We start from the raw sequence: 20,283 nt of genomic DNA, 5'->3' as shown, positions 1-20,283 counted from the left end.
GATGGCCCTGAGCTTCACCCGCAGCTGGATGGACGACGACCTGAACCAGTGGCGCGACACCTGCGCCCGTTTCGTCGAGGAAGAACTGGTGGCCGATGACGAGGCCGCGCGCAAGCGCGGCAACGTCGGCCGCGGCCTGTGGACCAAGGCCGGCACGCTGGGCCTGCTGTGCACCGACATCCCCGAGGCCTACGGCGGCGCCGGCGGCGATTTCCGCCATGAGGCGGTGCTGTACGAGGAGTGTTCGCGCCGCGGCATCAGCGGCTGGGGCAACTCGGTGCACACCATCGTGGCGCACTACTTCCTGAACCACGGCACGCCAGCCCAGAAAGACCGCTACCTGCCGATGATGGCCCGCGGCGAACTGGTGGGCGCCATCGCGATGACCGAGCCCGGCGCCGGCAGTGATTTGCAGGGCATCCGCACGCGGGCCGAGAAGCGGGGAGACAGCTACGTCATCAATGGCAGCAAGACCTTCATCACCAACGGCTACCTGGCCGACGTGATCCTGGTGGTCTGCAAGACCGACCCCACGCAGGGCGCGCGGGGCACGTCGATCCTGATCGTCGAGACCAAGGACTGCCCGGGCTTCCGCGTCGGCCGCGTGCTCGACAAGCTGGGCATGAAGAGCCAGGACACCTCCGAGCTGTTCTTCGATGACGTCACTGTGCCGGCCGCCAACCTGCTGGGCGGCAACGAGGGCCAGGGCTTCTACCAGCTGATGGGGGATCTGCCGTACGAGCGGCTGATCATCGGCGTGACCGCGCTGGCCACGATGGAAGGCGCCTACGAGGCCACGCTGGCCTATGTGCGCGACCGCAAGGCCTTCGGCAAGCCGATCGCCGACCTGCAGAACACCCGCTTCAAGCTGGCCGAGGTGGCCACCACCATCCAGGTGGGCCGCGCCTTCATCGACCGCTGCGTCGAGCAGTTGGTGGCCGGCAAGCTCGACACCGCCACCGCCAGCATGGCCAAGCTGTGGGGGGCCGAGCAGCAGGGCAAGGTGCTGGACGAATGCCTGCAGCTGTTCGGCGGCTACGGCTTCATGAGCGAGTACATGATCACCCGCATGTATGCCGATGCGCGGGTGCAGCGCATCTACGGCGGCACCAGCGAGATCATGAAGGAAGTGATCTCGAGGGCACTGTGATGAGCGACCAAGAGACCCCCCTGCTGATCGACGAGCGCGACGGCGTCGCCTGGCTCACGATGAACCGGCCCGAGCGGCTGAATGCGCTCAACCAGGGCCTGACGGATGCGCTGCGGACCTACTTCCAGGCGCTGCAGGACCGGCCCGGCATCCGCGTGGTGGTGCTGCAGGGCGCCGGCCGCGGCTACTGCGCCGGGCTGGACCTGAAGGACCGCACCGGCGCCGCGCCGCGCGATGTGCAGGCCGGCCTGGCCGGGCAGAAGGCCATCCGCGACATCATGATCGCGATGCGCGAATGCCCGCAGCCCATCATCAGCATCGTGCAGGGCGCGGCGGCCGGCGGTGGCCTGGGCATCGCGCTGGCCAGCGACATCCGGCTGTGCACGCCCGATGCCCGCTTCAATGCCGCCTTCATCAAGATCGGCGTCAGCGGTTGCGACATGGGCAGCAGCTACTTCCTGCCACGCATGGTGGGCGCCTCGCTGGCGGCCGAGATGCTGCTGACCGGCCGCTTCCTGCATGCCGACCGGGCCTACCACATGGGCTTCGTCAGCAAGGTGGGGCCGCTGGCCGAGATCGAGGCCGAGGCCCGCCAGCTGGTGGCCGAGATGCTGAACGCCACGCCGCTGGCGCTGCGCCTGACCAAGGACTGCATGAACCACAACATCGACGCGCCCGGCCTGCGCGCGGCCATCGCGATGGAAGACCGCAACCAGATCCTGTGCACCCGCGGCGGTGACTTCAACGAAGGCATCCGCGCCTTCCTGGAGAAGCGCAAGCCGGTCTACGGCCAGGCGGAATGAGCCGCCCGACGATGCGCCGCCAGCTGCTGGCGGCGGCTGGCGGGCTGGCCCTGGCCGCGGCCGCACCCGCCTTCGCGCAGACCGGGCCGTTTCCCAACCGTCCGGTCAAGCTGGTGGTGCCGTTCCCAGCCGGCGGGCCGGTGGACACGGTGGCCCGAACCGTCGGCCAGAAGCTGCAAGAGCTGTGGGGCCAGCCGGTGCTGGTGGAGAACCGCGCCGGCGCCGGTGGCCAGGTGGGTGCCGATGTCGTCGCCAAGGCGCCGGCCGATGGCTACACCGTGTTCGTCTGCAGCATCCACCACACGGTGCTGCCGGCGCTGCGGCCCAAGCTGCCTTACGACATCGAGAAGGACTTCGTGCCGCTGACCTTCGGCGCGCGCTTCCCCATCGTGCTGGTGCTGGCACCGGGCGTCGAGGCGAAGAACGTGGCCGAGCTCACCGCGCTGGCGAAGAAGTCGCCCGGCAAGCTGGCCTACGCCAGCAGCGGCAACGGCGGTGGCACCCACTTGGCGGGCGAACTGTTCGACCTGCAGGCGGGTACCAAGCTGCTGCACGTGCCCTACAAGGGCAGCGCGCCGGCCATGGCCGATGTGCTGGGCGGGCAGGTGCAGATGATGTTTGCCGACGCACCCACCGCGCTGCCCCAGGTGCGTGGCGGCAAGCTGCGCGCCATCGGCGTGGCCCAGGCCCAGCGCAGCGAGCTGTTTCCCGGCGTGCCCACCTTCGCCGAGGCGGGGGTGCCAGGCTATGACGCCTATTCCTGGGCCGGCTTCGTGGCACCCGCGGCCACGCCCAGGGAGGTGGCCGCGAAGCTGAGCGCCGACATCGCCCGGGTGCTGGCCCTGCCCGAGGTCAAGGCCCGCCTGCACGATGCCGGTGCCGAGCCGGCGCCCACCAGCGCCGAGGCGTTCGGCCAGTTCCTGTCGGCCGAGCTGGCCAAGTGGGGCCGGGTGGTCAAGGCCGGCAACATCCAGGCGGATTGACCGGCCGGCGGATCAGTTCACCAGGGCCGGGCGCACGCTGCCCTTGCCGGCCGGCTGCAACCGAAACGGGCCGCTGAACAGGTGGTCGAAGTGCTGGGCTTCCAGTTCAGCCACGGTCGCATCGCAATGCACCGGCAGGCTCACGAAGCAGCCACGCCACCACACCGGCACACCGGCGACGCGCCACACCCGGATGCGGAACTCCCGCGGCTGCGGGTAGGGCTGCAAATCGTTCGGCACGCTGCACACGCAGGCACGGCGGCGCAGTTCCTCGGTCCACCAGCCGGCGCCGCGGGTGCGCAGCCACGCATGCCGTGCGGCCAGGCGCTGCAGCAGCAGCGAGCGGCCGGCCAGGGCCAGCAGCCAGAGCGTGATCACGATTGCGGTTGTCATGGTGGGGCGCGTGCCTCGGGTGTGGTCGGATTCAAGCGATGTTCATGCCTGGCGTCGACCACCATCCAGGGGATAAGCAGGACCAATGCCCCGCAACTGGGGTGGGGGTGTGCGGATTTGCACGAACGGCATCCCGCCACCGGCTTGCAGCAGGCAGCACGTTGGTGACAGGTGTCACCAGGGCCCGCTGCAAGAATCGATGCAGACACCCCGAGGAGACCGCATGAACGACCGCGTCCGCATCACCATCGACGACCACGGCGTGGCCGACGTGGCCCTGGTGCGCAGCGACAAGATGAACGCGCTGGACTTCGCGATGTTCGACGCGCTGTCCGCCGCCATCACCCGCCTGAAGGCCGAGCCCGGCCTGCGCGCGGTGGTGCTGCACGGCGAGGGCAAGGCCTTTTGCGCCGGGCTGGACATGGGCCGCATGGCCAAGCTGAACAACGGTGAGCCCGGCGCCACCCGCGACCTGCGCCCCCGCACCCATGGCATCGCCAACTCGGCCCAGTACGTGGGCCTGGGCTGGCGCGAGATTCCGGTGCCGGTGATCGCCGCGGTGCATGGCGTGGCCTTCGGCGGCGGCCTGCAGGTGGCGCTGGGGGCCGACATCCGCCTGGTCACGGCCGATCTGAAGATGAGCGTGATGGAGATCAAGTGGGGCCTGGTGCCCGACATGGCCGGCGTGGTGCTGATGCGTGGCCTGGTGCGTGACGACCATGCGCGTGAACTCACCTACACCGGCCGCATCGTCAGCGGCACCGAGGCCGTGGCCCTGGGCCTGGCCACCCGGGTGTGTGCCGACCCGCTGGCCGAGGCGCGCGCCATGGCCCAGGCCCTGGCCCAGCGCAGCCCCAGCGCGCTGCGGGCCGACAAGCGGCTGATGAACGCCAGCAGCCAGGTGCTGGCCGACAGCGCCCGCGCGCTGCTGCAGGCCGAGAGCGACGAGCAGGTGGCGCTGATGGGCCAGCCCAACCAGCTGGAGGCGGTGCGCGCCAACATGGAACAACGGCCGCCGGTGTTCTCCACCGCGCAGGCCTGAGCGCGGCGCGCCGATGCAGCGCGATGACGCCCTGCGCGCCTTGGTCAGCAGCCGGCTGTCGGCCTGGCCCCTGCTGGCGCCCGACACCACCGGCCTGAAGCTGGCGGCGGTGGCGCTGACGCTGGCCGACGAAGGCACCGGTGCCAAGCTGCGCGGCCTGCGCCAGGCCAGGGGCTGGAGTACCGACCCCGCGCTGATACTCACCCGCCGCGCCAAGACGCTGAGCGGCCATGCTGGCCAGTGGGCGCTGCCCGGCGGGCGCATCGATGCCGGCGAGACGCCGGAAGAAACCGCGCTGCGCGAGCTGGAAGAGGAGGTCGGCCTGGCGCTGCCGCCCGAGGCGGTGCTGGGCCGGCTCGATCCCTTCGTCACCCGCTCGGGCTATGCCATCCAGCCGGTGGTGGTGTGGGCCGGCGAGGCGCGGGCGCTCAAGCCCAACCCGGCCGAGGTGGCCAGCATCCACCGCATTCCGGTGCGCGAGTTCCTGCGCGACGACGCGCCCATCCTCGAGCCTTTGGAAGGCAGCGAGCACCCGGTGCTGAAGATGCCGGTGGGCGACAACTGGATCGCCGCGCCCACCGCGGCCATGATCTACCAGTTCCGCGAGGTCTGCGTGCTGGGCCGGCCCACCCGGGTGGCCCACTACGAGCAGCCCAAGTTCGCCTGGAAGTAAGCTGCTGCGGATGCACGACACCCGCACCAACCCCACGGCCGACCAGATCGCCACCCACCTGCGTGCGGCCAATGCCGTGGCCGCGCAGGCGCTGGCCGCCGGCCACCACCCGTTTGGCGCGGTGCTGGTGGCGGCCGACCATGCCACCGTGCTGCTGCGCCAGGGCAATGTGGATGCGGTCAACCATGCCGAGGCGGTGCTGGCCCGCGAGGCCGCCCGCCTGTACACGCCCGAGGTGTTGTGGGGCTGCACCCTCTACACCACGGTGGAGCCTTGCGCCATGTGCGCCGGCACCCAGTACTGGGCCCACATCGGCCGGGTGGTCTACGGCATGTCGGAAGCGCGCCTGCTGGCGATGACCGGCAACCATGCCGAGAACCCGACGCTGGACCTGCCCTGCCGCGACCTGTTCGCCCGCGGCCAGAAAGCCGTCGACGTGATCGGCCCGGTGGCCGCCGTCGAAACAGAGATCGCCGCGCTGCACCAGGATTTCTGGCGCCGCAGCCGTGGCGCAGCCCACCCAGGAGACAGCCCGTGATCGAGCACCACATCGACATCCCCACCGCCGACGGCGCGATGAACACCTTCGTCGTGCACCCCGACGAAGGCGGCCCGCACCCGGTGATCCTGTTCTACATGGATGCCCCCGGCAAGCGGGAAGAGCTGCACGACATGGCCCGCCGTCTGGCCACCGTGGGCTACTGCGTGGTGCTGCCCAACCTGTACCACCGCCGCACGCGGGACTACTGGCTGAAGGAGCGCACCGAGGCGGCGATGGCCGAGATGTTCGGCCACATGCATGCGCTCAGCGCCCAGACCACACGGGTCGACACCCAGGCCATGCTGGACTTCGTCGACGGCTTCGCGGCGGCCGATGCCACGCGCATCGGCGCGGTGGGCTACTGCATGAGCGGGCCGTTCGTGGTGTGGGCGGCGGCGGCCTTCCCGGACCGGCTGCGCTGCATCGCCAGCATCTACGGCGCCAACATGGTGACCGATGCGGCCGATTCACCGCACCAGGTGGTGGGCCAGGTGCGCTGCGACAGCTACTTCGCCTGCGCCGAACATGACAAGTGGGCCTCGCCCGAGCAGGTGGCCACGCTGCAGGCGGCGCTGCAGGCCGGCGGCGTGCCGCACCGGCTGGAGTGGTACCCCGGCGCGCACCATGGCTTCGCCTTCCCGCTGCGTGCCGGCATCTACGACAAGCCCTCGGCAGAGCGCCACTGGGCGCGGCTGTTCACGCTGTTTGGCAAGCATCTGACACCGGCCTGAGCGGCCGGCGTCAGGTCATCACGCCCAGCTTGCGGGCGATGGCGACCGCCTGGGTGCGGCTGCGCGCGCCCAGCTTGAGGTTGATGTTGCGCAGGTGGGTGCGCACCGTGCTGTCGCTGACGAACAGCTTCTCGGCCATCACGCTGTTGCTGTAGCCCTCGGCCAGCAGCTGCAGCACGCGGATCTCCTTGCGGGTCAGCGGCTCGTCCAGCGGTGCGCCGGGTGCGGCCGGTTCCGCAGCGGCGGCGGGTTCGTCGGGCAGGGGCTCGTCACCGGCCAGGGCGATCAGCCGCTGCAGGCAGTCGTCGACCAGCGGGTCGACCCGCTCGCCGGGCGCGGCATGCAGGGCGGCCTGGGTGCGGCGCAGCAGCGTGCCCACCGCCGGGCCTTCGTCGAGCAGCAGGCGCACATAGCCCTCGGCCTGGGCCACCTGCAGCAGCCGGCCGGTCAGCTGCAGCGCGGCGTCCAGGTCGGCCGGGCTGCCGGCGCGCTGCAGCGCCAGGGCCTGCAGCAACTGCAGCTTCAGCGCCCGGCGCTGGCGCTGCGCTGCCTGGGCCTGGGCGGCGGCGGCCGCCGCGGCGCGCGCCGCCGCGGCCGGATCACCGAACAGCACCTGCCAGCGCAGCCGACCGATCGGCATGTCTTCCACGTCATGGGCGCTGAACTGGTGGCGAGCCACCCGCTGCCACACCGCGGCATCGTCGGCGCGGTCCAATGCCAGTGCGGCGGCCTCGGCCTGGCCCTGCAGCATCAGCACCCGGGCCCGCTCCAGCCGGGCGCTGGCCACCACCCGCGGCAGCTGGCGGTGGTGGCCCAGGTGCTCCAGCTCGGTGACGAACTGCAGGGCCGCGTCGATGTCGCCGCGGTCGAAGGCGATGCGGGCCACCATCACATGGCTCAGGATCATGTGGTCAGGCAGCCCCACATCGCGCGCCAGCGGCAGGTAGACGTTGAGCAGGTGCTCGGCCTGGGCCAGCTGGTGGGCCTCGTAGACCACGCCGGCATACAGCACGCCGGCCCAGGCATTGCCGTGGGTGGGCTGCCAGGGCGCGGTGTTGAGCGTGGCACTGGGCACCGCGGCCATGCCCAGGGCCAGGCGGAAGCGGGCGGTGGCCTGGCGCAGCCGGCCCTGCTGCAGGTCGAGCAGGCCTTCCACCGATTCGGTGTACATGCGGTTGAAACCGTCGCCCTGCTGGCCGCGGCGGGCGGCGTCCAGCAGGCGCTGGGCCTGTTCCCGCTCGCCCAGCACGCCCATCACATGGGCCATCACATTGCACAGCACGCTGTCGGCAAAGGGCTGGCCGGTGGGCACGCGGGCCAGGGCCTCGCGGCCCAGGTCGGCGGCGTCTTCCACCCGGTCCATCATCGCCAGCAGCATCGGCTGCAGGGCGTTGACATGGGCACGCACCGCGGCGTCGGCGCTGGTGGCGCAGCCGGACTGCTGCAGCTGCTCCATCGCCGCCCAGGGCCCGCGGGTGAGGTTGCTGGCCCACAGCGAGACCACCTGCAGCATCGGCTGGTCGGCCAGCGCGTCGCCGCCTTCCACGTTCTGCAGCGCGGCGAACCAGCGCGCCAGCAGGCGCATGCGGCCCTGCTGCAGGAAATCCATCGCCTGGCCGGCCAGCAGGTGCACCGCATGCGGCGCATCGCCGCCCTCGATGGCATGGTCGATGGCCGGCACCGGCCGGCCCTGGCTCTCGTACCAGCCCGAGGCGGCCAGGTGCAGGCGGGCCAGCGCATCGGGTTGCTCGCGCGCCAGCTGGGCGCGCAGGAAGTCGGCGAACAGGCTGTGGTAGCGCCATTCCCGCTCTGGCGGGGCACTGCCGGCGCCGGGTGCGCTGACCGGCGTGCTGATCGGCGTGATGAACAGGTTGGCCGCATCCAGCTGGGCCAGGATGCGGGCAGCGTCGCTGCGCGGCGTCAGCGCCTGGCACAGCGGCGCATTGAACTGCCGCAGGATGCTGGTGCGCAGCAGGAAGTCGCGCACCTCGGGCGTCTGGCGGGCCAGCACATCCTCGGCCAGGAAATCGGCCACCGCCCGGTTGCTGCCGGAGAACTGGGCGATGAAGCCGGCCACGCTGCCCTGGCGGGCCATCACCGAGTCGAGTGCCATCGAGGCCAGCCACAGCGCGGCCACCCAGCCTTCGGTCTTGGCATGCAGCGGGTCGACCTGGGCGGCCAGGTCGCCGGGCGCGCCGCTGCCATCGCCCGGCCAGCGCAGGGCCAGGAACTGGCGGGTCTCGTCGCGCGAGAAGCGCAGCAACTCGGTGTCGATCTCCAGCAACTGGCCGGCCATGCGCAGCCGGCCCAGGCCCAGCTCGGGCAGGCTGCGGCTGCCCAGCACCAGCTGGCCGCGGCGGGGCAGGTGGTCGATGATCTCGCGCACCAGGCCCAGCACGGCCGGCTCGGTGATCAGCTCGAAGTCGTCGAGGAACAGCGCAAACGGCGCGCCGTGGCGGGCCAGCGCATCGACCAACGGTGTGGCCGGCCCGCCCAGGCCGGCGCCGGGCTGGGCACCCGGCAGGCTGGTGCGGCCGACGATCTGCGCCACCGCCTGCTGCAGGCAGGCCAGGAAGCGTGGCACGTCGTTGTCGGTGCGCTCCAGCGTCAGCCAGGCGGTGGCCACGCCGCTGGCGGCCAGCTGCTCGCGGGCCTGCACCATGGCGGTGGTCTTGCCGAAGCCGGCCGGCGCCCGCACCAGCAGCAGCTTGACGCCGCCGGCCTCGGCCATGCGGCGCACCACCGCCTGGCGCAGCACCTGGCGGGCCTGCGACAGCGGCGGGTTGAGCTTGGACGACAGCGGCCCGGCGGGCAGGCCGCCCAGCGTCAGGGTGGGGGGCGGGGGAGGCATCAGCCTGCCATTCTGGACCAGGCATGGCACCGCGGGCCTGCACAATCGGGACACCATGTCCGACGATTCCACGCCCGCTGCCACCCCGATCGCCGATGGCGATTTCGACACCGACACCCAGCGTGCGCTGCACGACCTGGTCGACCTGCTGCGCCTGGAGCCGCTGGAGCACAACCTGTTCCGCGGCCAGAGCCGCGACAACGGCGGCCAGGCCGTGTTCGGCGGCCAGGTGCTGGGCCAGGCGCTGATGGCTGCCGGCCGCACGGTCGACCCGGCCCACCAGGTGCATTCGCTGCACGGCTACTTCCTGCGTGCCGGCGACAAGACGCAGCCCATCGTCTACGACGTGGACCGCATCCGCGATGGCGCCAGCTTCACCACCCGGCGGGTGGTGGCCATCCAGCACGGCCAGGCGATCTTCCACATGTCGGCCTCGTTCCAGAAGCGGGAAGACGGCCCGACCCACCAGGACACCATGCCGGCCGCGCCGCCGCCCGAGGGCTTCGAGGACGACCACCTGCGCGACCGCCGCCTGATCGACCGCATGCCGGCCTGGCGCCAGCAGTACCTGCGCCAGGCCCAGCCGGTGCACATGCGGGCGGTGAACCCGATCAATGCCTTCGCGCCGCAGCCGCTGCCGGCCCAGGCGCTGCACTGGATGCGCGCCGCCCACCCGCTGCCCGACGACCCGCTGATCCACCAGGCCCTGCTGGCCTATGCCAGCGACTGGAGCCTGATGAGCGTGGCCATGCGCCCGCATGCGCTGAGCTGGCAGCAAGGCAATGTGCAGGGCGTCAGCCTGGACCACGCGATGTGGTTCCACCGCGATTTCCGCTTCGACGAGTGGCTGCTGTACCAGAGCGATTCACCCAGCCTCAGCGGTGCCCGCGGCTTCTGCCGCGGCAGCCTGTGGCGGCGCGACGGCACCCTGGTGGCCAGCGTGGCGCAGGAGGGCTTGATCCGCATCCGCCGGCCCAAGCCGGCGGATTGACCCAGGCCCGCAAGCCCAAGCCTGGGGCCTGATCAGAGCTGCACCCGCGTGCCCAGCTCCACCACCGCGTTGTCGGGCAGGTGGAAGTAGCGCGCCGCACTGCCGGCGCTGCGCGCCATGCCGGCAAACAGCCGCTGCCGCCAGGCCGCCATGCCGGCGCCGGGGCCGGGCACCACCGTCTCGCGGCTGAGGAACCAGCTGGTCTGCATCGCATCGCCCAGCAGGTGGGCCCAGGGGCCGGCGGACAGGGCGCGCGGCACGTCGGGCACGTCCATGAAGCCGAAGTGCAGATGCACCCGCCAGAAGCCGGCGGCCAGCGGCTCCACCGTCACCCGGTCGGCCGCCGGCACCCAGGGCCGCTGCTCGAACACCACCGTCAGCACCAGGTTGCGGGCGTGCAGCACCTGGTTGTGCTTGAGGTTGTGCAGCAGGGCCTGCGGCACCAGGCTGCCGTCGGCCACCGGGTAGACGGCGGTGCGCTCGCTGCGCGGCATGTTGCTGCCGTCCAGGCTGGCGATGAAGGGTTCCAGCGCCAGGCCGTCCTGCCGCAGCGCGCCCAGCAGGCGTCCGCGGCCGCGGGCCCAGGTGGTCATGAGCAGCAGCAGCGCGGCGCCCAGCACCAGCGTGACCCAGCCGCCGTCGAGGAACTTCACCGCACACCCGGCCACCAGCAGCACATCCACCGCCAGGAAGAAGGCCGTCACCGGCCCCACCACCGCCGCCGGCAGGCCCCAGCCGTGGCGCACCACGAACCAGGTCAGCACGGTGGTGATCAGCATGGTCAGCGTCACCGCCAGGCCGTAGGCGCCGGCCAGCGCCGACGAGCTGCCGAAACCCAGCACCACCGCCACCACGCCCACCAGCAGCGCGGCATTGACGCCGGGCATGTAGATCTGGCCGAAGGCGCTGGCCGAGGTGTGGTGCACCGTCAGCCGCGGCAGGAAGCCCAGCTGCATGGCTTGGCGGGTCATCGAATAGGCGCCCGAGATCACCGCCTGCGAGGCGATGATGGCCGCCATGGTGGCCAGCAGCAGCGCCGGGATCAGCAGCGGTGCGGGGAACAGGCGGTAGAACGGGTTGTCGATGGCCGCCGGGTCGGCCATCAGCAGCGCGCCCTGGCCCAGGTAGTTCAAGGCGAGGGCCGGCAGCACCAGGCCGCACCAGGCCCACTGGATCGGCTTGCGGCCGAAGTGCCCCAGGTCGGCATACAGCGCCTCGGCGCCGGTCAGCGCCAGCACGATGGCGCCCAGCGCCGGCAGCAGGTAGGCGCCGCGGCCGGTGAGGAAGTGCCAGGCCTCCAGCGGGTTCAGCGCCGCCAGGATGGCCGGCGTCTGCGCGATCTGCACCACGCCGGCCACCGCCAGCGTGGCGAACCACAGCACGATCACCGGCCCGAACCAGCGGCCCACCACCGCGGTGCCGAAGCGCTGCACCAGGAACAGCCCCACCAGCACCACCAGCGCCGCGGGCAGCACCCAAGGCGTGAGGTCGGGCGTGATCACGCTCAGCCCTTCCATCGCGCCCAGCACCGAGATGGCCGGCGTGATGATGCTGTCGCCGTAGAACAGCGTGGCACCGGCCACGCCCAGCAGCAGCAGCCCATGGCGCAGGCGGGCGCGCTTGGCCACGGCCTGGGCGGCCAGGGCGGTGAGTGCCAGGCCGCCGCCTTCGCCATGGTGGTCGGCACGCAGCACCAGCACCACGTACTTCAGCGTCACCACCAGCATCAGCGCCCAGACGATGGCCGAGACGGCGCCGATCAGGTGCGGCGCATCCAGCGGCACGCCGGTGGCGGGCAGGAAGATCTCCTTGACGGTGTAGAGCGGGCTGGTGCCGATGTCGCCGTAGACCACGCCGATGGCGGCCAGGGTCAGGGCGGCCATGCCTTGCGGCGCCGCATTGGTGGCGCCGGCGCCGGCTGGCGTGGCGGGGGAGGGTGTGGACATGCAGGCAGGCCGTGGTGACGATGGCCGCAGCGTGCGCCGTGGCGCATCAGGAACGCATAAGCGTCCGCGTCAGGCCGCGGGTTCGGCGTCGCCTTCGACCAGCCGGTAGCCCACGCCCGGCTCGGTGAGCAGGCGCTGCGGCTCGGCCGGGTCGGCCTCCAGCTTGGCGCGCAGCTGGCCCAGGTACAGCCGCAGGTAGTGGGTGTGGGCGGTGAACTCGGCCCCCCACACATCGGCCAGCAGCTGGCGGTGGGTGACCACCTGGCCGGCGCTGCGCACCAGCCGGGCCAGCAGCTTGAACTCGGTGGGCGTCAGGTGCACCGGTGTGTCGTCCAGCGCCACCCGGTGCGCCGCCAGGTCCACCTCCAGGCCACCGCTGCGGTAGCGGGTGACGGCCGGCGCCAGCCGCAGGCCGCGGTGGCGCAGCGCCACCCGCATGCGGGCCAGCAGCTCGCCGACGCTGAAGGGCTTGACCAGGTAGTCGTCGGCGCCGGCATCCAGCAGGGCGATTTTCTGCTGCTCGCCATGGCGCGCCGAGATCAGCAGCACCGGCGTGCTGCCGCGCTGGCGCAGGCTGGCCAGCAGTGTCTCGCCGTCGCCGTCGGGCAGGCCCAGGTCCAGCAGCACCAGATCGGGCGCGGCATGGGCGGCCAGGGCGCGGCCCTCGGACAGGCTGGCGGCGGTGTGCACCTGGAAGCCCTCGACCGCCAGTGCATCGCGCAGCGTGCTGCGCAGCGCCGGGTCGTCCTCGACCAGCAGCACCCGCAATGTCATGCAGTGCCCTCGGCCGGCGCCGGCTGGGCGGTGCCGGGCAGGTGGCACTCGAAGCTGCTGCCGCCATGGTTGCGGGCGCGCAGCCTCAGCTCGCCGCCATGGGCGCGGGCGATGGCGCGGCACACTGCCAGGCCCACGCCGGTGCCGCTGCGCGGCGGCGCGGCGCCGGCGGCCGGCTCGCCACGCTGGAACACCTCGAAGATGCGCTCCCGCCAGGCCGGCGCCACGCCGGGGCCGCGGTCGCGCACCGCCAGCACCACGCCGGGCGGCGCGTCGGCCGGGCCACCGCTGGCGCGGCGCACCAGCAGCTCCACCGGCGTGTCGGCCGGTGTGTGGCGCAGGGCGTTGTCGACCAGGTTGTCCAGCAGCTGGGTCAGCAGCATGGCATCGCAGTGCAGGAGCGGCAGGCCCGGCTCCAGCCGGGCGCGCAGCGGCCGGTCGGGCGCGCGCTGGCGGGCGCGGCGCATCACCGTGCCCACCAGGTCCTCGGCCGATTCCCAGTCGCGCCGCAGCACCACGCCGGGGGCGTCCAGCCGGGCCAGCTGCAGGGTGTTGTCGGCCAGCCGGGCCAGGTGTTCGGCCTCCTGCACGATGCGGCCGGCCAGCGCGGCGCGCTGCGTCGGATCCAGCCGCTGGCCCTGGTCGTGCAGCGACGAGGCCGCGCCCAGGATGGTGGCCAGCGGCGTGCGGTAGTCGTGCGAGATGGCGGTGAGCATGGCATTGCGCACCGCCTGCAGCTGGGCCTGGGCGGTGGCGGCCTCGGCGGCCTGGCGGCTGAAGCCGCGCTGCAGGGCGGTGCCCAGCTGGTCGCACAGGGCCTGGGCATGGGCGCGCAGGGCGTCGTCGTGGTGCTGGCCGCCGGGCAGGCGCAGCAGGGCGGCGCCCAGCGCGGCACTGCCGTCACCGCCGGCGGCGCCGCGCAGCGGCAGGATCCAGTGCGCCAGGTCGCCATGGCGGCCAGTGCCCGGGCCCATGGCCCGGCCCTGGCGCAGGCAGTGCCACAGGCCGGTGGTCTCGTCGTCGTCGGCCTGGCCGATGGTGGCCACGCTGTCGTCGGCCAGCGGCCAGCGGCGGCACACCAGCAGGGCCGCGGGTGCGCCAGTCAGCGCAGCCAGGCTGTGCTGCAGCGCGCCGGCATGGGCCATTGGCTCGCCGGCATCGCGCAGCGCATCACCCAGCTGGCGCAACTGCTCGGCGCGGGCCTGGTGCAGGCGGGCCCGGCCGGCCTGGCGGCGCAGCCGCATGATCAGGCCCACCACCGCGGCCAGCGTGCCGGCCATCAGGGCCAGCAGCAGGCCGTCCTGCCAGCGCGCCACCGCCAGGCTGCCGCGCGGTGGCACCAACAGCGCATTGAAGGCCAGCACGGCCACGGCGCCGGCAGCCAGTGCCGCGGTGGCCGGCCACCACAGCGCCGCCACCGCGCCGCCCAGCACCAGCAGCAGGGCCTGGTGGGCCAGGTCGATCGGGCCGTCCAGTCCCAGCATCAGCGCCCAGGCCACCGCCCAGGCCAGCGCACCGCCGGCCCAGCCTGCGGCACGGGTGCCATGGTCAGCGGGCAGCGGGTGCGAAGAAGGCATGGCCGCCACGGTAGCAGGCACCGCATCAGGATGGCATCAGGACCGGGGCCACTGGCCCTGCAGCCAACTTCGTCGATTCGGACGATGGCCGCCCGCCGGTCGGCTGGATAGCGTGCTGGCCTGTCCCAACCACCGGCAAGGCAACGCCATGAAACTCGATTCCACCATCTCCGCCGTCATCACCGGGGGCGCGTCCGGCCTGGGCGCGGCCACCGCCCGCCGCCTGGCCGCCCACGGCGTCAAGGTTGCGCTGTTCGACCTGAACGAAGCCGCCGGCGAGGCCCTGGCCAAGGAACTGGGTGGCGTGTTCTGCCTGGTCGACGTGACCAAGGAAGACTCGGTGGATGCGGGCTTCGCCAAGAGCCGCGCCGCCATCGGCCAGGAGCGCATCCTGGTCAACTGCGCCGGCACCGGCAATGCCATCAAGACGGCCAGCCGCGACAAGACCACCGGCGAGATCAAGTCCTTCCCCACCGCCAACTTCGAACGCATCATCCAGATCAACCTGATCGGCACCTTCCGCTGCACCGCCAAGAGCGCGGCCGGCATGCTGAGCCTGCCCCCGCTGGACGACGGCGAGCGGGGCGCCATCGTCAACACCGCCAGCGTGGCGGCCGAGGACGGCCAGATGGGCCAGGCCGCGTATTCCGCCAGCAAGGCCGGCGTGGTGGGCATGACCCTGCCGATCGCCCGCGACCTGATGGGCGAGGGCATCCGCGTCAACACCATCCTGCCGGGCATCTTCAACACGCCGCTGCTGCAGGGCGCGCCCGACAACGTCAAGGCCGCGCTGGCCGCGAGCGTGCCGTTCCCCAAGCGGCTGGGCCAGCCCGACGAGTACGCTGCCCTGGCCGAGTTCATGATCACCACCGGCTATTTCAACGGCGAGGATGTGCGCCTGGACGGCGCCATCCGCATGGCACCACGCTGAGCCTGCTGCCAACGCGGTGCGATGATCTTGGGGTGCAATCCCCCGTTGTCATTCCCGCATGCTCGACCGCCCGGCGCAGGCGCTGATCGCCCCGGCGCTGCAGGCCGCCGGCCGCTGGCTGGTGGGGCGGGGCGTGACGGCCGATGCCGTCAGCTGGGCCGGCTTCGGCCTGGGCCTGGCGGCGGCGGCCTGCATCGCGCTGCAGCAGCCGCTGGCCGGCCTGGCACTGCTGCTGGCCAGCCGCCTGGCCGACGGTCTGGACGGCACCGTGGCCCGGCTGACGAAGCCCACCGACCGCGGCGCCTTCCTCGACATCACGCTCGACTTCCTGTTCTACGCCAGCATCCCGCTGGCGTTTGCGCTGGCCGATCCGGCCGCCAATGCGCTGGCCGCAGCGGTGCTGCTGGCGGCCTTCATCGGCACCGGCAGCAGCTTCCTGGCGTTTGCCGTGCTGGCCGAGCGGCGCGGGCTGAAGAGCCTGGCCTACCCGGGCAAGGGGCTGTTCTACCTGGGCGGCCTGACCGAGGCCACCGAGACGTTGGTCTGCTTCGTGGCCATGTGCCTGTGGCCGGCGTCGTTCGCACCGCTGGCGCTGGGCTTTGCCGCGCTGTGCGGGCTGACGCTGCTGGCGCGCCTGCGGGCCGGCTGGCTGGCCTTCGGCACCCCGCGCTGAACGCGGCCGCGCTGGCCGGTCACTCGCGCCTGGCGCCGCGGAAGTCGTCGTGGCAGGACTTGCAGCTGCGGCCCAGTGTGCTGACGGCGGCCTTCAGCGCCTCGAAGTCGCCGCTCTTGGCAGCGGCTTCCAGCTTGCTGGCATCGGCCACCATCTTGTCGGAGGCGGCCTTGAACTTGGCCGATTCCTTCCAGACCTCGTCCTTGGCGCGGTGCGACGTGCCCTTGTCGGTGCCCGGCCCGAACGCGGTGAACGGCAGCCGCGACAGGTTGCCCACGAGTTCGGCATTCTCGGAGGCGGCCTTGGCGTCATAGGGCTGGATGCCCTGCGCCATCATCGCCACGCGGCTGAAGTGCGCCGCCATCACGCTGAACGCGCCCTGGCGGTACTTGATCGCGGCTTCGGGGGTCGAGAACTGCGCCAGCGCTGGCAGGCAGAGGCTGCCCAGCAGCACGGCGGTGGCGAGACGAGGCTTCATGGAAGCTCCTCAGTGGGGAGGTTGGCCGCGCAGCCGGTCGTCGGCAGGCGCTGGTGCAGGCATATCGGCCCGCCCCGTCAACAGCTTGAGCCCGGTCCCCCGCCCCGTCGACGGCTTGACATCGGTCAATTCCTGCTGGACTTGAGCATCTGAAAGAACTGAACGGTCTAGGGCTCCCGACAACAGGCCGATGCAGTGCGGGCCGAAAAGCCCTGCAAGGCGGGTCATCCCGACCCGCCTACCGCGGGCCCCTGAGGCCCGGTTTCCTGGCTGACGGAGCCCATCCGATGTCCATCGCTGAACGACGCCCCCGCCTCGACTTCCTGCTGGCGCCCTTGCTGAACCTGCGCATCCGCACCCGGCTGACGCTGGCCTTCAGCGGGGTCTTCGTGCTGATGCTGGTGCTGGCGGCCTATTCCGGCCTGCGCATGGTCGAGATGAAGGACCGGCTGGCCCATGTCACCCAGAGCAACAACCAGCAGATCGCCCAGGTCAACAAGATGATCTATTCGGTCAGCCAGCGCGCCATCGCGCTGCGCAACCTGGCGCTGCTGAAGGACCCGGACCTGAAGAAGCAGGAGCTGGAGGCCATCGACAAGGCCGGCAAGGACTACGCCGAGGCCCACGCCAAGCTGCTGGCGCTGATCAAGCAGTACGACGCCTCCGAGGCCGAGAAGGCGCTGCTGGAGGCGATGGAGCGTGCCGACAACACCACCTCGCCGCTGATGGCCAAGGCCGCCGAACTGGGCAAGGCCGATGACGAGGCGGCGGCCGTGGCCTTCCTGATGGAGCGGGTGCGGCCGCGCCAGGCGCGCTGGATCATCGTGCTGCAGACCATGTCGGGCCTGCAGGACAAGACCAGCCGCGAGTACGTGCAGGACGCCGAAGCCGACTTCGCCCGCGCCCGGATGTGGATGATCGGCCTGGTGGGCGCCGCCCTGGCCGGCGGCATGCTGGTGGCCTGGCTGGTGACGGTGTCCATCACCCGGCCGCTCGGCGCCGCGGTGCATGTGGCACGCACGGTGGCCTCGGGCGACCTGAGCCGTGAGACCCGTGTGCAACGCCGCGACGAGCTGGGCGACCTGCTGCGGGTGCTGGACGAGATGCGGCAACGCCTGGCCACGGTGGTGTCGTCGGTGCGCACCGGCAGCGAGAGCATCGCCACCGGCACTGGCGAGATCGCCGCCGGCAACGCCGACCTGAGCCAGCGCACCGAGCGCCAGGCCGCCAGCCTGCAGGAGACGGCCGCATCGATGGAGCAGATCCGCGTGACCGCCCGCAACAATGCCGACACCGCGGTGCAGGCCCGCTCGCTGGCCGACGGCGCCAGCGCCGCCGCCACCAAGGGCGGCGAGGTGGTGGGCGAGGTGGTGCGCACCATGCAGGACATCGCCGATAGCAGCAAGCGCATCGTCGACATCATCGGCACCATCGATGGCATCGCCTTCCAGACCAACATCCTGGCGCTGAATGCCGCCGTGGAGGCCGCCCGCGCCGGCGAGCAGGGCCGCGGTTTTGCCGTGGTGGCCAGCGAGGTGCGCAGCCTGGCCAAGCGCAGTGCCGATGCCGCCCGCGAGATCAAGGCCCTGATCCATGCCAGCGTCGAGCGGGTGGAAGCCGGCTCGCGCCTGGTGCAGGGTGCCGGCAGCACCATGGACGACATCGTCGGCCAGGTGCAGCGGGTGACGTCGATGATCGGCGAGATCAGCCAGTCCAGCCACCAGGAGACCTCGGGCATCGACCAGATCGGCAATGCGGTGACCGAGCTCGACCATGTGACCCAGCAGAACGCCGCGCTGGTGGAGCAGAGTGCGGCCGCGGCCGAGAGCCTGCGCCAGCAGGCCGACCGGCTGCTGGAGACGGTGGGCGCCTTCAAGCTGCATCCGCAGGCGGCCTGACCGGGCCGACCGGCCTCCCCTCAAGACAGGCGCTGCGGCGCCTGTCGTCGTGTTGGCGACAGCCTGACTGGACTTGAGTGAGTGTCACGTTAAGATGACACACATTCGAACACCGGATCGGGGTGGTCGACGCGGATCAGGCGGGCTGTCGGGGCATTGGTCTGGAGTCGTGCGTGGCCACCACGCGATCCGTCAGCCTGACGGAAGAGCCGCAGCATGCGCAAGATGGACAGGGCAGCCTGGATCGGCCTCCTGGCGCTGGTCATGGCGATGGCCGGTTGTGAGCGGCCCTCGGTGGCCACCGCGCAGAAGGGCTACCGCGGCACCGGCATGGCCCAGGTGGACAACCTGCACACGCTGGAGGCCGACGCCGCCCTGCATGCCGCGCCCGAGATCGCCCGCCCCGCCCGGGTGCGCGAGAACGCGCCGCTGGCCGGCGCCACCTACAAGAACGTGCAGGTGCTGGGCGAGCTCACCATCGGCGAGTTCGGCCGCACGATGAATGCCATCACCGCCTGGGTGGCGCCCAAGCAGAGCTGCGCGCACTGCCATGTGGAAGGCGACTTCGCCAGCGATGCCAAGTACACCAAGGTGGTGGCCCGCCGCATGATCCAGATGGTGCGGCACCTGAACACCGACTGGCAGTCGCACATCGCCAACACCGGCGTCACCTGCTACACCTGCCACCGCGGCAACCCGATTCCCAGCAAGGTGTGGTTCCGACCGGCACCGCCGGACCATGCCGGCAACCTGCTGTTCAACCGCAGCGGCCAGAACGCGCCGGCGGCCCCGGCCGGCCTGGCATCGCTGCCGGCCGATCCGTTCTCGGATTTCCTGTGGCAGACCGGCACGCAGAACAAGGTCCGGGTGATCGGCACCGCGGCCCTGCCGCAGCCGGGCGCCCGTGCCACGCTGCTGCAGACCGAGCACACCTACGGCCTGATGATGCACATCTCCAAGTCGCTGGGGGTGAACTGCACCTTCTGCCACAACAGCCGGGCCTTCGCCAACTGGCCGCAGAGCCCGATCCAGCGCACCACCGCCTGGCACGGCATCCGCATGGTGCGCGACCTGAACACCGCCTACCTCGACCCGCTGACGCCCACCTTCCCGGCGGTGCCGGTGGGCCGGCTCGGGCCCAGCGGCGATGCCGCCAAGATCCACTGCGCCACCTGCCACCAGGGCGCCAACAAGCCGCTGTACGGCGCGCAGACGGCACGCTACTACCCGGCGCTGTGGCTGGGCACGACGCCGGCCGCCGCGCCGGCTGCCGCCGCCTCGGCCGCGCCCGCGGAGGTTCCGGCCTCGGCGCCGCCGCCGAGCCTGCCGGCATCGGCAGTGGAACTGCTGGCCAAGGCGTCGGCACCGGTGGCGCAGCCGGCGCCGGCTGCATCGGTGGCCGCGCCGGTGGCGGCCCCGGTGGTGGTGGCCGCGGCGCCGTTTGTGCCACCCGCCGCACCGGCGGGCAGCGAGGCCAACTGCGTGCACCTGGCCGCCAGCAACACCCGGCTGGCGACACGCATTCCCGACGCTGCCGCCAACCGCCAGGTCAATGCCGGCGGCCGCCTGCAGTTCCATTCGGCGCCGAATGCCGACTGCGTGATGCAGGGCGTGTTCGTGCTCACCGGCGAACCGGTGGAGGCCGACCGCGAGATCGGTGGCTTCACCCTGGTGTGGTATCGCAACGTCCGCACCGGCGGCGAAGCCATCGGCTGGGTGAAGTCGAACCGCCTGCAGCCCATCACCGCCGACGCGGCCAAGGCGCTGGCCGCCGCCGCCGTACCACCAGCGACCAGGCCGGCGGCACCCGCGCCCGCACCGGCACCCGCGCCGGCCGTGGCCGGCGCG

Annotated in this window: 18 protein-coding genes; 12 read left to right on the top strand and 6 right to left on the bottom strand. The window is 71.9% G+C overall.

The genetic code is table 11. The annotated features are described in order from the left end of the window. Position 1 precedes the first annotated feature (1 nt). The 3 genes from FFT10_RS04105 to FFT10_RS04095 are packed head-to-tail and all read left to right on the top strand — an operon-like array spanning position 2 to position 2,936. Positions 2-1,150, top strand: coding sequence for an acyl-CoA dehydrogenase family protein (locus tag FFT10_RS04105; RefSeq protein WP_137731520.1), 1,149 nt, complete (start codon positions 2-4; stop codon positions 1,148-1,150). Continuing rightward, positions 1,150-1,953 carry an enoyl-CoA hydratase/isomerase family protein gene (locus FFT10_RS04100; protein ID WP_137731519.1) on the top strand — a complete coding sequence of 268 codons (804 nt, stop codon included), beginning with the start codon at positions 1,150-1,152 and terminating at the stop codon, positions 1,951-1,953. The genes FFT10_RS04105 and FFT10_RS04100 overlap by 1 nt, the downstream gene beginning before the upstream one ends. Continuing rightward, the gene (locus FFT10_RS04095) at positions 1,950-2,936 is read left to right on the top strand and encodes a tripartite tricarboxylate transporter substrate binding protein (RefSeq protein ID WP_137731518.1); all 987 of its coding nucleotides are present in this window, start codon (positions 1,950-1,952) and stop codon (positions 2,934-2,936) included. The genes FFT10_RS04100 and FFT10_RS04095 overlap by 4 nt, the downstream gene beginning before the upstream one ends. Before the next feature lie 12 nt (positions 2,937-2,948). Here FFT10_RS04095 and FFT10_RS04090 read toward each other — a convergent pair whose 3' ends face one another. Continuing rightward, positions 2,949-3,329 carry a hypothetical protein gene (locus tag FFT10_RS04090; RefSeq protein ID WP_137731517.1) on the bottom strand — a complete coding sequence of 127 codons (381 nt, stop codon included), beginning with the start codon at positions 3,327-3,329 and terminating at the stop codon, positions 2,949-2,951. Between the two features lie 223 nt (positions 3,330-3,552). On the opposite strand from FFT10_RS04090, the gene FFT10_RS04085 reads away from it, so the two are divergent. From FFT10_RS04085 to FFT10_RS04070, 4 genes are read left to right on the top strand one after another with little or no spacing between them, the layout of a single operon-like run. Next, on the top strand, positions 3,553-4,371 hold the full coding sequence (locus FFT10_RS04085; RefSeq protein WP_137731516.1) for a crotonase/enoyl-CoA hydratase family protein: 819 nt from the start codon (positions 3,553-3,555) through the stop codon (positions 4,369-4,371). A 13-nt stretch (positions 4,372-4,384) separates the two neighbouring features. After that, positions 4,385-5,044, top strand: coding sequence for an NUDIX hydrolase (locus tag FFT10_RS04080; protein WP_137731515.1), 660 nt, complete (start codon positions 4,385-4,387; stop codon positions 5,042-5,044). Between the two features lie 10 nt (positions 5,045-5,054). After that, a complete protein-coding gene (locus FFT10_RS04075) occupies positions 5,055-5,582 on the top strand; it encodes a nucleoside deaminase (RefSeq protein ID WP_137731514.1) in 528 nt (175 codons plus the stop codon). Then, positions 5,579-6,316 carry a dienelactone hydrolase family protein gene (locus tag FFT10_RS04070; protein WP_137731513.1) on the top strand — a complete coding sequence of 246 codons (738 nt, stop codon included), beginning with the start codon at positions 5,579-5,581 and terminating at the stop codon, positions 6,314-6,316. The genes FFT10_RS04075 and FFT10_RS04070 overlap by 4 nt, the downstream gene beginning before the upstream one ends. A 10-nt stretch (positions 6,317-6,326) precedes the next feature. Here FFT10_RS04070 and FFT10_RS04065 read toward each other — a convergent pair whose 3' ends face one another. Continuing rightward, positions 6,327-9,167 (bottom strand): winged helix-turn-helix domain-containing protein, encoded by a 2,841-nt coding sequence (locus FFT10_RS04065; protein ID WP_137731512.1) that lies wholly within the window; start codon positions 9,165-9,167, stop codon positions 6,327-6,329. A gap of 55 nt (positions 9,168-9,222) precedes the next feature. Here FFT10_RS04065 and tesB point away from each other — a divergent pair, with 55 nt between their 5' ends. Next, entirely contained in the window at positions 9,223-10,158 is a 936-nt protein-coding gene (gene tesB, locus FFT10_RS04060) for an acyl-CoA thioesterase II (protein WP_137731511.1), read from the top strand. 32 nt (positions 10,159-10,190) lie between these two features. Here the strand turns inward: tesB and FFT10_RS04055 are convergent, their stop codons facing one another. The 3 genes from FFT10_RS04055 to FFT10_RS04045 form a co-directional block, all read right to left on the bottom strand. After that, positions 10,191-12,104, bottom strand: a complete 1,914-nt coding sequence (locus FFT10_RS04055; RefSeq protein ID WP_137731510.1) for a potassium transporter Kup — start codon at positions 12,102-12,104, stop codon at positions 10,191-10,193. A gap of 69 nt (positions 12,105-12,173) precedes the next feature. Continuing rightward, positions 12,174-12,878 (bottom strand): response regulator, encoded by a 705-nt coding sequence (locus FFT10_RS04050; RefSeq protein WP_137731509.1) that lies wholly within the window; start codon positions 12,876-12,878, stop codon positions 12,174-12,176. After that, positions 12,875-14,455 (bottom strand): sensor histidine kinase, encoded by a 1,581-nt coding sequence (locus tag FFT10_RS04045; protein ID WP_137731508.1) that lies wholly within the window; start codon positions 14,453-14,455, stop codon positions 12,875-12,877. Before FFT10_RS04045 ends, FFT10_RS04050 begins: the two co-directional genes overlap by 4 nt. Before the next feature lie 148 nt (positions 14,456-14,603). Here FFT10_RS04045 and FFT10_RS04040 point away from each other — a divergent pair, with 148 nt between their 5' ends. Next, the gene (locus tag FFT10_RS04040; protein WP_137731507.1) at positions 14,604-15,386 is read left to right on the top strand and encodes an SDR family NAD(P)-dependent oxidoreductase; all 783 of its coding nucleotides are present in this window, start codon (positions 14,604-14,606) and stop codon (positions 15,384-15,386) included. A 58-nt stretch (positions 15,387-15,444) separates the two neighbouring features. Continuing rightward, complete coding sequence (locus FFT10_RS04035; protein WP_137731506.1) at positions 15,445-16,059, top strand: CDP-alcohol phosphatidyltransferase family protein; 615 nt, start codon at positions 15,445-15,447, stop codon at positions 16,057-16,059. A gap of 19 nt (positions 16,060-16,078) precedes the next feature. On the opposite strand, the gene FFT10_RS04030 is transcribed toward FFT10_RS04035, so the two are convergent. Next, a complete protein-coding gene (locus tag FFT10_RS04030; protein WP_137731505.1) occupies positions 16,079-16,537 on the bottom strand; it encodes a c-type cytochrome in 459 nt (152 codons plus the stop codon). A gap of 287 nt (positions 16,538-16,824) precedes the next feature. Between FFT10_RS04030 and FFT10_RS28725 the strand changes: the two genes are divergently transcribed. Beyond that, on the top strand, positions 16,825-18,435 hold the full coding sequence (locus FFT10_RS28725) for a methyl-accepting chemotaxis protein (protein ID WP_137731504.1): 1,611 nt from the start codon (positions 16,825-16,827) through the stop codon (positions 18,433-18,435). 216 nt (positions 18,436-18,651) lie between these two features. Beyond that, a partial coding sequence (pufC, locus tag FFT10_RS04020) for a photosynthetic reaction center cytochrome PufC (RefSeq protein WP_228026946.1) occupies positions 18,652-20,283 on the top strand: 1,632 nt, incomplete at its 3' end.

The organism is Pseudaquabacterium pictum (assembly GCF_005403045.1).
In the GTDB taxonomy this organism is placed as follows: domain Bacteria; phylum Pseudomonadota; class Gammaproteobacteria; order Burkholderiales; family Burkholderiaceae_C; genus Pseudaquabacterium; species Pseudaquabacterium pictum.
The sequence above is the reverse complement of the archived record's forward strand: the minus strand, read 5'-3'. Positions and strand labels throughout refer to the sequence as shown.